This is a genomic window from Amycolatopsis sp. NPDC034160 (assembly GCF_055575355.1).
The window spans coordinates 1-12,188 of record NZ_JBVISU010000040.1; the positions used below are offsets into that span (position 1 = coordinate 1).

Below are 12,188 nucleotides of genomic sequence, written 5' to 3' on the forward strand. Positions count from 1 at the left end.
GGTCGTGAGTGGCGATTCGGGTTAGAACCCGAATCGCCACCCACGACCACCTGGACCGACGGCCTTGCTGGCGTGAAGTACATGATGGCCCCCTTTCTTGCGCCTAGCGCAAGGAAGGGGGCCTTCATGTACTGGGGAAGGTGTAAATCGGACACGCAGCCGCCAGGTAGTGTCCTTTGTGGATGTTCGAGCCCGGTCGGCTCTCATCGGCCGCTCCCAGCGCACGCTGATGCCGTCCGGACTGGCGGCCCAGCTCAGCGGCGCGGCGGCAAGCGCGACGCCGGACGCCGACGTGGCTGCTGTGCTCCCGCTGACCGACACTGCCGCGACCGTCGAACGATTCGCCCGAACGGATGACGCCTCCCGCCGCTGAGCCGTGACACTCTTGAGTTGGATGTCACATCAAAGGGGGCTTCATGAGAACAGGAGCACGCTTTTATCGCTTACTGGGGGAGCCGGCCGCCGAGTGGGAGGGCACGGATCTCCCGCTCGGTCCGCCGCAGGCCCGCCGGCTTTTCGCGCTGCTGCTCATCGAGGCCGGGCAACTGGTCACCTGCGACCGGATCATCGACGAACTCTGGGGTGAGGCGCCGCCGCCGTCGGCGAAAGTGCAGGTCCAGGGCCTGGTTTCCGGGCTGCGCCGGGCTCTGCGGTCACCGTTGGGCGATCAGCCGATCCTGACCAGGGGAGCGGCGTACCTCCTCGACGCACGACCGGAGGAGACCGACAGCGGCCGGTTCGCCTGCCTGGCCGCCCACGGCCGCGAACTGCTCGAGCGCGGAAGTCACCGCGAGGCGGCGCGACGGTTCCGGGAAGCGCTCGCGCTGTGGCGCGGGCCGGTGCTCGCCGGAGTCCCCGTCGCGGCCGAGGTCCTCGCGCGCTGGGAGGATCAGCGGCTTTCCGTGCTGGAGGACCGGGTCGAGGCCGAACTCGGGCTCGGCGAGCACGACCGTCTGGTGCCGGAACTGCGCGACATGCTCGCCGCGGCCCCGTTCCGCGAGCGGACCTGCGGGCAGCTGATGACCGCGCTCGCCAGGGCGGGCCGGATGGCCGAGGCACTCGACAGCTACGGGAAATGGCGCCGCAGGCTCGTCGACGAGCTGGGTGTCGAGCCATCCTCGGCGATCCGCGCGCTGCAGGAGGAGATCTTGCGTGACGGCCCGAGGATGACCGCGCGCGAGTATCCCGCGTACCGGGAACCGACGGTGCCGAGCCAGTTGCCGCCCGGCATTCCGGATTTCGTCGGCCGCGAGGCGCTGGCCAGCGACCTGTTGGCGGAACTGGTCCCGGCGGGGAACCTCGGGACACCGCGCGTCCTGTTGCTTACCGGTGCGGGCGGGATCGGGAAATCTTCCTTGGCGATCCGGCTCGCGCATGAGGTGGCCGACGCGTATCCGGACGGCAGGCTGTACGCCTCCCTCCGCGGCACGACGAACGAACCGCGGTCGCCGGAGGCCGTGCTCGCCGGATTCCTGCGCGCGTTCGGCGTTCCTTCCGACGCGATCCCCGCCGACGTCGACGAAAGCGCCTGCCTGTTCCGGAGTCTGGTCCATGGGCGCCGGGTCCTGCTGGTCCTCGACGACGCCGCCGGTGAGGCCCAGCTGCGGCCGCTGCTGCCCGCCGGTGGTGGCTGCGCGGTACTCGTCACGAGCAGGTTCGCCCTGGACGGCCTCGAAATCGGCCGTTCGGTCCCCGTCGACGTCTTGCCGTCAGCCGACGCGGCCGCACTGCTCGCGAGGCTCACCGACGGTGGCGATTTCGATGAGGAGTCCGTTGCCGCTCAACAGGTTCTCGAGTACTGCGGCGGGTTGCCGCTGGCGTTGCGGATAGTGGGGAGCCGGATCGGCGACCGGTCCGGCTGGAGACTCGCCGATGTCGCCGTCGAGCTGTCCGTCGAACGGCGGCGGCTCGATTGGCTTCGTGCCGGGGATCTCGCGGTCCGCAGCAGTCTTTCCCTCGGCTACCGCCAACTGGCGCCGGATCGGCAGCGGCTCTTCCGCAGACTGGGTCTGCTGCCCGCGGCCGATTTCCCCGCCTGGGCGGCCGCGCTCGCCGATGGCGGCGAGCCCGAACGCGCCGTCGACGCGCTCGAGGATCTGCGACACCGGCACATGATCCAGCCGGTCTCTCGCACAATCGGTACGCCGCGCTATCGGGTGCACGACCTGCTGCGCGCGTTCGCCGTCGAGGAGGTGGGCGCGGAGCCGGAGCGCGAACGCTCGGACGCCGTCGAACGGGTGCTCGGCGGGTGGCTCTGGCTCGCGGAGAAGGCCGCGGATCGGTTGCCCGGCAGTGTGCTCCGGCCCGAGCCGGGCACGGCCGCCCGCACCGCTCTCGACGAAACGCTGGTGGCCGAACCGCATTCGTGGTTTCAGCGCGAGCTTCCCGCGCTGGAAGCCGCCGTCTCGCACGCGGCGGACGCGGGATTCGGGGAACTGGCCTGGGAAATCGCCGTCGTCGCGGCGGCCTACTTCGACCACAGTGGACTGTACGCGGAATGGTCGCGGTGTCACCGGCGCGCGCTCGAAGCGGCGAGGGCGTCGGGATGCGCACGCGGGGAAGCCGCCTTGCTACGCGGAATCGGCCAGCTCCACCTGTACTGGGACGACTATCCGGAGGCCACCAGGGCGCTCACCGAGTCGTACCGGATCAGCGAACGCGTCGGCGATCCCGCCGGGCGGGCCAGGGCACTGACGGGGCTCTGCGTCGTCGCGCGGTCGACCGGGCGGCCCGAGGAGTCGCGAGCGACCGCGAAACGCGCGCTGGCGATCTTCACCGAAGTCGGCGACGTGCTCGGCATGGCGCATCTCCACACGTCGCACGCCGTCGCGAGCGCCGAACTCGATCTGCTCGACGAAGCCGAGGCGGAACTGGACGAGGCCTGGCGGCTCTGTGTCGAACTGGACGACCCGCACCGGATGGCGCTCGTCCTGCGCAGGCAAGGACAGTTGCATCTGCGGCGCCGGGACCCGCGCGGCGCGATGTCCTGCCTGCGTCGCGCGCTGGAACTGCTCGAATCGCTCTCCGACGAACTCTGCGCCGCGCAGGTCCGGCTCGACATCGGCCGGACCTACACGACATTGGGGGAGCGGCGGGCCGCCGCGAAGGTGCTGACCGGCGCGTCGTCGCAGTTCACCGGGGCGGGCAACCGCAGCAGCGCGGCCGCCTGCGCACGTCTGCTCGGCGCCCTGTCCGGTCCCTGACCTACCCGTTTAGTCCTCTGGATGCGGTCCTTGCACACGCAACTACCGCATTCAGAGGACTAAACGCACGGGGTCAAGCGCGCCAGCGTGAGGTCGGGAGTGCGGGGACCCGGTGACCTCGGTGACCGGTCATCTCCTCGTTCGCGAAGAGCGCGTTGAGCACCGCCTCTTCGGTCGCCTGCACCACGGCTTCGAAGAACGGGTCGAGCCTGCCCCACGGAACGAACCGGAGGCTCTCGTACTCGGCCTCCTCGGTGCGCGGGAACCGGCTGGTGAGCGCACCGGCGTTCGCCGTGCTGAAGGCGAGGAAGAGGTCGCCGGAGAAATGCGAGCCCGTGGTGCCGGTGCGCGCGAGACCGAGCGGAACCCGGCGCGCGAGCGAGATGCACTGGCCCGGCAGCAAAGGGGCGTCGGTGCCCACGATCACGATCACCGACCCCGCGCCGGACGGAGCCGTCCAGGCCTCCTCCATCGGGTTGTCCTCGCCCAGTTCGAGCCCGACCGGTTCGCCCGCGACGGTGAGTTCGCGGCGCGAGCCGAAGTTGGCCTGTACCAACGCACCCACCGTGTACTCGTCGTCCCCATAGGACACCAGGCGCGAAGCCGTGCCGGTGCCGCCCTTGAAGCCGTAGCACGTCATCCCGGTCCCGCCGCCGACGGAACCTTCTTCGAGCCCTCCGCCCCGCGCGGCGTCGATCGCGGCGATGGCATGTCCACTGTGGATGGTCGGCGCGGTGCTGTCGTTCAGGTAGCCGTCCCAGGTCTCGGCGACCACCGGCAGCAGCCATTCCGCGGCCACGTCGGGCCGTTCACGGACCACCCAGTCGATCACGCCGCGGTGGCACGGGCCTACGGCGTGCGTCGAGGTGATCAGCACCGGCAGGGTCAGCGAGCCGGTCTCGGCCAGCCAAGCGGTGCCGGTCATCTCGCCGTTGCCGTTGAGGGCATACGTCCCGGCCGCGCACGGTACGGCGAAATCCTCGCGTCCGCGCGGCAGGACGGCGGTGACACCGGTGCGCACCGAGTCGCCCTCGACGAGCGTCGTGAAACCGACCTCGACGCCGGGAACGTCGGTGAGCGCGTTGTGCTCGCCGGTCCGGCCGGGCAGGGGGACACCCAGGTCGCGGGCGCGGGTCATGGCCGGTCCTCCAAGGGGTGCGCGGTGGCGGTGCGGGCGTAGGAGAGCAACATCGCTTCGGCGGTGGCGGTTTCCAGTGTCGGCACGGCCTGCGTGAGGTGCAGGCCGTAGCCGTCTTCCAGCGCGACCAGGTTCCGCGCGATCGACACCGCGTCGGCGGTCAGGGTGAAGTCGCCGGTGGCCGCACCGGCTTCGAGGATGCCGGTGTAGATCCGCACCTGCTGCTCGAAAAGCGTGATGTGGCGGGCCGCGTACACGGGATCGCGACGGGCGATGGTGCCGAGTTCGTAGAGCAGCACGCAGAGTTCGTCGTCCGGGCCGGTCGGCAGGCCGCTGCGGATCATCGAGCGCAGCCGCTCGCCGGGATCCGACTTCGCGGCGGCGGCCTGTTCCCTCGCCGAGCAGAAGCGCGCGACTGCCTCCCGTTGCACCTCTTGGAGCAGGTCGTCGAGGGTGGGGAAGTAGTACAGGATCGATCCGGACGACATGCCCGCGCCGTCGGCGATGTCCCGCAGCCGCAGGTTCAGCACCCCGCGTTCGAGGACGGCGCGTCTCGCCACCTCGATCAGCTCGGCTCGTCGCTCCGGGGCCTTACTCGGTCTTGCCATGGACCCATTCTTCGAATCTTGTTCAAAAAACGCAACCCCGGATCCGAATCGGCTCTTGACGTCACACGGAGAACAGCCTTTGATGCGTGCTCAACAGTTCTTCGAAGGAGACTCAAAGAACCGATTCCCGCCCCCACTGGAGGTCGGCCGTGTCCACTCCCGCTCTTCGCCGCGGTCTGCGCACCCTCGGCACGCTGCTCATCACGCTGTCCGCGATCAGCCCGGCCTCGTCGGTCTTCATCATCGCGCCGGGGGTCGTCTCCGGCGCCGGTACGGGCGCCTTCTACAGCTTCGTGGCCGCCGCGGTCGTCGGCGTGTTCATGGCCTTCGTCTACGCGGAACTCGCCTCGGCCTTCCCGCTGGCGGGCGGGGAATACGCGATCGTCACCCGCACCCTCGGCAGGCTGCCGGGGTTCGCCGTACTGGGCCTGATGATCATCACCCAGGTGCTCATCGTCGCGGTGATCGCGCTCGGTGTCGGCACCTACCTCGGGGTGCTGATGCCCGGGGTGCCCGGCCCGGTGATCGCGGCGGTGACGTGCGCGGTCGCCGCCGTGGTCGGGGTGTTCGACATCAAGCTCAACGCCTGGGTCACCGGGATCTTCCTGGCGATCGAGATCCTCGCGCTGATCGTGGTCAGCGCACTCGGCCTGCTGAATCCGGCACGCTCGTTCGGCGAACTGCTCGCGCATCCGGTCGCCCCGGACGGCGGCCCGGCCACGGTCGGCGCCATCGCGATCGCCACCTCGGTCGCGATCTTCGCCTACAACGGCTACGGCTCGGCGGTGTACTTCGGCGAGGAGACGCAGGACGCCTCCCGCGGGATCGCCCGCGCGATCCTGTTCGCGCTCGGCATCACGGTCGTCGCCGAACTGGTCCCGGTGACCGCCGTGCTGCTCGGCGCGCCCGATCTGAACGCGTTGTTCGCCTCGGGGAACATGCTGTCCTACTTCATCGACGCGCGTGGCGGCGGCACGCTCGACACCGTGCTCGGCCTGGCGGTCGCGCTCGCGATCATCAACGCGGTGCTGGCGATCGTGCTGATCAGTTCGCGGATGCTGTTCAGCAGCGGCCGCGACCGCGCGTGGCCTTCGCCGGTCAACCGCGCGCTGTCCGCCGTGCATCCGAAGTTCGGGACGCCGTGGGTGGCCACCGTCGGCACCGGGCTGGTGGCCGCGCTGCTCTGCTTCGTCGATCCGAAACTGCTGCTGGTCGTGACGAGCACGTCGATCGTGGCGGTCTACGCGGCGCTGTGCCTCGGGGCGATCGTCGGCCGTCGCACCGGCGCGACCGCGCACGCCAAGTACCGGATGCCCTGGTTCCCGGTCGCGCCGGTGCTGGCGCTGGCCGTCCTGGTGTTCGTGGTCTACCAGAACCTGCTCGACCCGGCGGTGGGCAGGCCGAGCCTGATCGTCACGGCCTGCGTCGCCCTGCTGTCGATCGCGTACTACGTCTTCGTGCTGCGACGGAGGGGTGGCTGGAAGCTCGCCGACGTCACCGAAGAGAAGGCCGAGGAGCCTGCGTGATCAGGTGTACTCCGCGATCTCCACGCCGTAGGTGCCCGGTTCGAGCGCCTCGAAGATGTGCGGGATGTCGCCGGGATAGCAGATGTAGTCACCAGGCAGCAGCTCGACCGGATCGTCTTGCGGTCCGACCCTGGCCCGCCCGGCGCTGAGGATCATGTGCTCGACGACGCCGCTCATGTGCGGATCCGAAAGCCTCGGCTTCCCGGGCTCGGCGCGAATCAGATAGACGTCGCGCCGGGCACCGGGTGGGCAGGAGCTGAGCAGCGTGCACGCGTAGTCGGCGTGTTCGGCGAACACCGTCGGCCCGCTGCCGGAACGGATGACCTGCACCCGGGGGCGTTCGGGCTCGACCACCCGGGAGAACGGGACGTCGAGCGCGACGCACAACGCCCAGATCGTCTCGACGCTCGGGTTCCCGGACCCGGACTCCAGCTGGGAGAGGGTCGACTTCGCGATGCCGGCGCGTTTGGCGACCTCGGTGAGGGACAGCCCGGTGCGGGCGCGTTCCCGGCGCAGGGACGTGGCGATCACGTCCAGTGGTGCGCCGTCGGACGCGGTCGGGGACATGTGTTCGCTCCATCGGTCGTTGCGTTCGCCTTGACGAACACGGCTGCGTTCGTTCATTGTATGACGCTATGCGTTCGATATGGCGAACAACCACTCGTGTCCTGGGGCGCGATCTTCTCCGTGACATCGGGCTGGTCTGCCTCGCCGACACCATTGTCGGGATCTCCTACGGCGCGATCGCGGTGGGCTCCGGCTTCCCGATCTGGGCGCCGATGCTGCTTTCGGTGCTGGTCTTCGCCGGTGCCTCGCAGTTCATGTTCGTCGGCATCATCGCCGCTGGTGGCAGCCCGGTCGCGGCCGTCGTGGCGGGTCTGCTGGCCAACGCGCGGCATCTGCCGTTCGGCTTCGCGATCGGCGACGTCCTGGGGAAGCGCTGGTCGACCAGGCTCGTCGGCAGTCATCTCATGATCGACGAATCGGTCGCGTTCGCGCTGGCCCAGCGGGACGAGGAACGGCGGCGGGCCGCTTACTGGGTCTGCGGGATCGGCCTGTTCGTCTGCTGGAACGTCGGGGTCGTCGCCGGCGCGTACGCCGGGACCGCGATCAGTGACACCGACGCGTTCGGTCTCGACGCGGCCTTCCCCGCGGTCCTGCTCGCCCTGGTCCTGCCGTCACTGCGCGACCGTGCCACCCGGCTGCCCGTGTTCCTGGGGGTGGCCGTCGCGCTGGCCACGACGCCGTTCCTGCCCGCCGGGCTGCCGGTGCTGCTCGCGCTGGTCGGCGTACTGGCCGGGGTCGCCGCGAAGGAACCCGCCGACCGTGAGCCCGAGGGAGTGCACTGATGGACCCGCTGGACTTGATCATCGCGGGCGCCGTGCTCGCCGTCGGGACCTTTGCCTTCCGCTTCGCCGGACCGGTGCTGAAGGCGCGGTTCACGGTTTCGCCGAGGGCCGAGAAGCTGATGACACGCTCGGCCGTCGTCCTGCTGGCCGCGCTGGTCGCGGTCGCCGCGCTGACCGAGGGACACGAATTCGCCGGTTACGCCCGGCCCGCCGGTGTCCTGGTCGGTGGCGTGCTCGCGTGGCGCAAGGCCCCGTTCGCCCTGGTCGTCGTCGCGGCCGCCGCGACCGCCGCCCTGCTGCGGCTCGCCGGGGTCCCCTGACCTGGCCGTTCCCCGGGCCGCCTAAGCTGGGGGGAAGGTCTTCCGGGAGGTCGAGTGGCGATCGCGACGGGGGCACGGCCGGTGGTCGGCGTGCTCGCACTGCAGGGTGACGTGCGGGAGCACGCCGCGATGGTGGAGCGCGCGGGCGCCCGTGCGCTGCCCGTCCGCCGCGCCAGTGAACTGTCCGAAGTGGACGGTCTAGTGCTGCCGGGCGGGGAATCCACCACCATGTCGAGGCTCCTGGAGAGCTTCGAGCTGCTCGAACCCCTGCAGGAACGCATCGCGGCCGGACTGCCCGCGTTCGGCTCCTGTGCCGGGATGATCCTGCTCGCCCGCCAGGCCCTCGACGGACGGCCTGACCAGCGGCAACTCGGCGGACTCGACGTCGTCGTCCGGCGCAACGCGTTCGGACGGCAGGTCGACTCGTTCGAAGCCGACCTCGACTTCACCGGTATCGAAGGCGGCCCGGTGCACGCCGTGTTCATCCGCGCCCCGTGGGTGGAGAAGGCGGGCGACGGGGTGGAAGTACTCGCCAGTGTCGCCGAAATACCCGGCTCGGACGACGTGGCCGCTAGGATCGTCGCGGTCCGGCAGGGGGCGGTACTCGCCACGTCGTTCCATCCCGAACTCACCGGGGACGAGCGCGTGCACAGGCTGTTCGTCGACCTCGTGCGGCAGGCTTAAGCAAAACCGACACTGTGCTCAGCGGCGGGCACAGGAGTAGATGGAGGAGAGATGAGCGGCCACTCCAAGTGGGCCACCACGAAGCACAAGAAGGCCAACCTGGACGCGAAGCGCGGCAAGCTCTTCGCCCGGTTGATCAAGAACATCGAGGTGGCGGCACGGACCGGCGGTGGCGACCCGGATGGCAATCCGACGCTCTACGACGCCATCCAGAAGGCGAAGAAGAACTCGGTCCCGCAGGACAACATCGAGCGCGCCCGTAAACGCGGTGCCGGTGAAGAGGCGGGTGGCGCCGACTGGCAGACCATCACCTACGAAGGCTACGGCCCGAACGGGGTGGCCGTGCTGATCGAATGCCTCACCGACAACAAGAACCGCGCCGCCATGGAGGTACGGACCGCGCTCACCCGGAACAACGGCTCCCTCGCCGACCCGGGTTCGGTCGCCTACATGTTCAACCGCAAGGGCGTCGTGATCATGCCCAAGGGTGACGCCGCCGAGGACGACGTCCTCATGGCCGTGCTCGACGCTGGCGCCGAAGAGGTCAACGAACTCGACGAGAACTTCGAGATCGTCTCCGAGGCCACCGATCTCGTCCCGGTTCGGAAAGCCTTGCAGGAGGCCGGTTTCGAGTACGAGTCCGCGGATCTCACCTTCCTGCCGTCGGTCAGCGTCCCGCTGGACGTCGAGGGCGCGAAGAAGGTCTTCAAGCTCATCGACGCGCTTGAGGACTGCGACGACGTGCAGAACGTTTACGCGAACTTCGACGTTTCCGATGAAGTCATGGCGGAAGTCGGCTGATCGTTTTTCCAGGCATGCCGGGGAAAGTCCGTCCCGGGGCTAGGTGCGGGCGCGGAGGTGGGGCAGAATGTCGCGCGTGACGACCTCCGAAGCCGATGCCCTCACCGCCGAAGAAACCGAACTCATCCACTGGATCGAGTCGCAGGCGCAGGCGAGAGGGAACGCGGTCATCGCGGTCGCGGGCGACGAGGAGGAAACCGGCTTCTGCTTCACCGCGTGCGCCTGGGCGCTGCACAGCGTCGCGGAAGCGGTCGTGATCGGGCTGCCCGAGCACATGGGGCCGGTCCTGCTCGACGCCTACGTCGACCGCGCGGCCAACGGTGAGATCTTCGAGGTCGGCAAGCGCTACGACGATTTCTTCGAGGGCGCGCCGGTGGTCTTCGAGCGGGTCGCGAAGGGGCACTATCCCGAATACTTCGGGAGCGCGTTCCTGATCTACCCGGACGGGGACTTCCCGGCACTGCAGCTGATCGTCGCCACACCCGACGGGCACTTCCCCTGGCATCCCGACGCGCCGGAGGGCTTCGCGCGGCACCAGCCGGTGCTGACCGAATCCGGCGACCCGGAGAGCTGGACGCCGGGCGTCGACGGCCCCTGAGGTGTGCTGAGGCTTGAGATGAAGGGGCCTTTCATTGCAAAATTTGCAATGAAAGGCCCCTTCATCCGTCCGGGAAGGCCATCACGAGCCTCAGCAGCACCGCCAGTCACCACGACGGCGCGTGAAGGCCCCCTTCCCCAGGTACTTAGGCGGGAGGGCGGCGGTGGGCCGTCGGTCCAGGTGGTCGTGAGTGGCGATTCGGGTTAGAACCCGAATCGCCACTCACGACCAACCCGACTAGAGCTCCAGCCAAGGTGCCAGGTCTTCGGCGGCGTCCGGCCACTCGGCGGCCAGCGCCGAAGCGGACCGGAACTCCACACAGTCGTCCGTATAGGGCGGCACCACCACGGTGCCGAGCAGGCTCCACTCACCGGTACTGACCGACGCCTGCCACACCCCGGCCGGCACCACCACCTGCGGCCGCTGACCGGCCGCGACGTCCGGCCCCAGCACCGGCCGCGAGACCCGCCCGTCCGGGAACAGCAGCAGCATCCGCACCGGCGCGCCCGCGTGATGGGCGTAGATCTCCAGCCGGTCCAGCCGGTGCGGCGCCGACGTTTCCGGTGGGGCCAGCAGGTAGTAGATCGCCGACGCGGTTTCGTCGCGCCAGCTCTGCGCCCAGCGGCCACCTTCCACGGGCAGTGGCTGGAGACCCAGATGAACGGTGAACTCGTCGAGGCTCGGCATGTCCTCATCTTGCCCGGAGGGATCCCCGGGTAGCCTCAGGCTCGAACGGATGTTCGTGGGAACGGCGAAGGGAAACGCGTGCGGGTACTCGGGGTCGACCCCGGTCTGACCAGGTGCGGACTCGGTGTGGTCGACGGCGGCACGGGCCGCACCGTCCGCGCGGTGGCGGTCGACGTCGTGCGGACCTCGCCGGACGACGACCTTTCCGTGCGCCTGCTGGGAATCTCCGACGCCGTCGAGCGGTGGATGGATCGCTACCAGCCCGAAGCCGTCGCCGTGGAACGGGTTTTCGCGCAGCACAACGTGCGCACCGCGATGGGCACCGCGCAGGCGGGCGGGATCGTCGCGCTCGCGGCCGCCCGGCGCGGTCTGCCGGTCGTGTTCCACACGCCGAGTGAGGTCAAGGCGGCCGTCACCGGTTCCGGCCGTGCGGACAAGGCACAGGTCACCGGTATGGTGATGCGACTGCTCAACCTCGAGGTCAAACCGCATCCGGCCGACGCCGCGGACGCGCTCGCGCTCGCCATCTGCCACCTCTGGCGCGAACCGATGCGGGTCCGCCTCGCCGAAGCCGAGGCCAGGGCGGCCGAGATCGCCAAGAACCACAAGGCCAGGCTCGCCGCCGCGGCACAGCGCGCCAAAAAGCAAGAAGCAAAGACGCAGGGAGCGGCTCGATGATCTCCTCGGTACGCGGAGAAATCCTCTCCATCGGTCTCGACCACGTGGTGATCGAGGTCGGGGGAGTCGGCTTCGCCGTGCAGGCCACACCGGCCACTCTCGCGACGCTTCGCCGCGGAGAAGAGGCGATGCTGCACACCGCGCTGGTGGTCCGCGAGGATTCCTTGACGCTGTTCGGGTTCGCCGACGCCGACGCCCGCGAGCTGTTCGGCCTGCTGCAGACGGTCTCCGGGATCGGCCCGCGGCTCGCACTGGCGACGCTGGCGGTGCTCGATCCGGACAAACTGCGATCCGCCTTGGTCGAGGGCAACATCACCGTGCTGACCCAGGTGCCCGGCATCGGCCGCAAGGGCGCGGAGCGGCTGACCCTCGAACTGCGCGACAAGGTCACCGCGCTCGCCGGCCCGACCGACGGCTCCCCGGTGGTCGCCGCACCCGGCGTGCTCCGCAGCGAGGTCGTCGAAGCGCTCGCGGGTCTCGGTTTCCCGGCCAAGCAGGCCGAGCAGGCCGTCGACAAGGTGCTCAGCGAGGGCGACGGGCATACGACGTCCTCCGTGCTGCGTGCCGCGTTGGCCACCCTCGGGCGTAAGCGGTAA

At 69.6% G+C, this 12,188-nt stretch carries 14 protein-coding genes; 10 read left to right on the plus strand and 4 right to left on the minus strand.

The features are described from left to right. Positions 1 to 178 precede the first annotated feature (178 nt). Both ACZ54P_RS40040 and ACZ54P_RS40045 read left to right on the plus strand, forming a co-directional pair. Complete coding sequence (locus ACZ54P_RS40040) at positions 179 to 373, plus strand: hypothetical protein (protein WP_465466842.1); 195 nt, start codon at positions 179 to 181, stop codon at positions 371 to 373. A gap of 43 nt (positions 374 to 416) precedes the next feature. Then, positions 417 to 3,203 (plus strand): AfsR/SARP family transcriptional regulator, encoded by a 2,787-nt coding sequence (locus ACZ54P_RS40045; protein ID WP_465466843.1) that lies wholly within the window; start codon positions 417 to 419, stop codon positions 3,201 to 3,203. 73 nt (positions 3,204 to 3,276) lie between these two features. Here ACZ54P_RS40045 and ACZ54P_RS40050 read toward each other — a convergent pair whose 3' ends face one another. Beyond that, entirely contained in the window at positions 3,277 to 4,341 is a 1,065-nt protein-coding gene (locus ACZ54P_RS40050) for a DmpA family aminopeptidase (protein WP_465466844.1), read from the minus strand. Continuing rightward, positions 4,338 to 4,949 carry a TetR/AcrR family transcriptional regulator gene (locus ACZ54P_RS40055; RefSeq protein ID WP_465466845.1) on the minus strand — a complete coding sequence of 204 codons (612 nt, stop codon included), beginning with the start codon at positions 4,947 to 4,949 and terminating at the stop codon, positions 4,338 to 4,340. Before ACZ54P_RS40055 ends, ACZ54P_RS40050 begins: the two co-directional genes overlap by 4 nt. Before the next feature lie 149 nt (positions 4,950 to 5,098). On the opposite strand from ACZ54P_RS40055, the gene ACZ54P_RS40060 reads away from it, so the two are divergent. Beyond that, positions 5,099 to 6,475 carry an APC family permease gene (locus ACZ54P_RS40060; protein WP_465466846.1) on the plus strand — a complete coding sequence of 459 codons (1,377 nt, stop codon included), beginning with the start codon at positions 5,099 to 5,101 and terminating at the stop codon, positions 6,473 to 6,475. Here the strand turns inward: ACZ54P_RS40060 and ACZ54P_RS40065 are convergent, their stop codons facing one another. Continuing rightward, positions 6,476 to 7,042, minus strand: a complete 567-nt coding sequence (locus ACZ54P_RS40065) for a helix-turn-helix domain-containing protein (RefSeq protein WP_465466847.1) — start codon at positions 7,040 to 7,042, stop codon at positions 6,476 to 6,478. It lies immediately after the preceding gene. Between the two features lie 68 nt (positions 7,043 to 7,110). Between ACZ54P_RS40065 and ACZ54P_RS40070 the strand changes: the two genes are divergently transcribed. The 5 genes from ACZ54P_RS40070 (at position 7,111) to ACZ54P_RS40090 (ending at position 10,227) form a co-directional block, all read left to right on the plus strand. Beyond that, complete coding sequence (locus tag ACZ54P_RS40070) at positions 7,111 to 7,824, plus strand: AzlC family ABC transporter permease (RefSeq protein ID WP_465466848.1); 714 nt, start codon at positions 7,111 to 7,113, stop codon at positions 7,822 to 7,824. Beyond that, positions 7,824 to 8,144 (plus strand): AzlD domain-containing protein, encoded by a 321-nt coding sequence (locus ACZ54P_RS40075; RefSeq protein ID WP_465466849.1) that lies wholly within the window; start codon positions 7,824 to 7,826, stop codon positions 8,142 to 8,144. The genes ACZ54P_RS40070 and ACZ54P_RS40075 overlap by 1 nt, the downstream gene beginning before the upstream one ends. Before the next feature lie 54 nt (positions 8,145 to 8,198). Then, the gene (pdxT, locus tag ACZ54P_RS40080; protein WP_465466850.1) at positions 8,199 to 8,828 is read left to right on the plus strand and encodes a pyridoxal 5'-phosphate synthase glutaminase subunit PdxT; all 630 of its coding nucleotides are present in this window, start codon (positions 8,199 to 8,201) and stop codon (positions 8,826 to 8,828) included. Positions 8,829 to 8,879: 51 nt separating this feature from the next. Further along, on the plus strand, positions 8,880 to 9,629 hold the full coding sequence (locus ACZ54P_RS40085) for a YebC/PmpR family DNA-binding transcriptional regulator (protein ID WP_465466851.1): 750 nt from the start codon (positions 8,880 to 8,882) through the stop codon (positions 9,627 to 9,629). A gap of 67 nt (positions 9,630 to 9,696) precedes the next feature. Continuing rightward, a complete protein-coding gene (locus ACZ54P_RS40090; protein WP_465466852.1) occupies positions 9,697 to 10,227 on the plus strand; it encodes a DUF4262 domain-containing protein in 531 nt (176 codons plus the stop codon). A gap of 237 nt (positions 10,228 to 10,464) precedes the next feature. Here ACZ54P_RS40090 and ACZ54P_RS40095 read toward each other — a convergent pair whose 3' ends face one another. After that, positions 10,465 to 10,914 (minus strand): cupin domain-containing protein, encoded by a 450-nt coding sequence (locus tag ACZ54P_RS40095; protein WP_465466853.1) that lies wholly within the window; start codon positions 10,912 to 10,914, stop codon positions 10,465 to 10,467. 78 nt (positions 10,915 to 10,992) lie between these two features. Here ACZ54P_RS40095 and ruvC point away from each other — a divergent pair, with 78 nt between their 5' ends. Together ruvC and ruvA are read left to right on the plus strand one after the other, a co-directional pair. After that, complete coding sequence (ruvC, locus tag ACZ54P_RS40100; protein ID WP_465466854.1) at positions 10,993 to 11,592, plus strand: crossover junction endodeoxyribonuclease RuvC; 600 nt, start codon at positions 10,993 to 10,995, stop codon at positions 11,590 to 11,592. After that, positions 11,589 to 12,188: a Holliday junction branch migration protein RuvA gene (gene ruvA / locus ACZ54P_RS40105; RefSeq protein ID WP_465466855.1), complete on the plus strand. Its 600-nt coding sequence runs from the start codon at positions 11,589 to 11,591 to the stop codon at positions 12,186 to 12,188. The genes ruvC and ruvA overlap by 4 nt, the downstream gene beginning before the upstream one ends.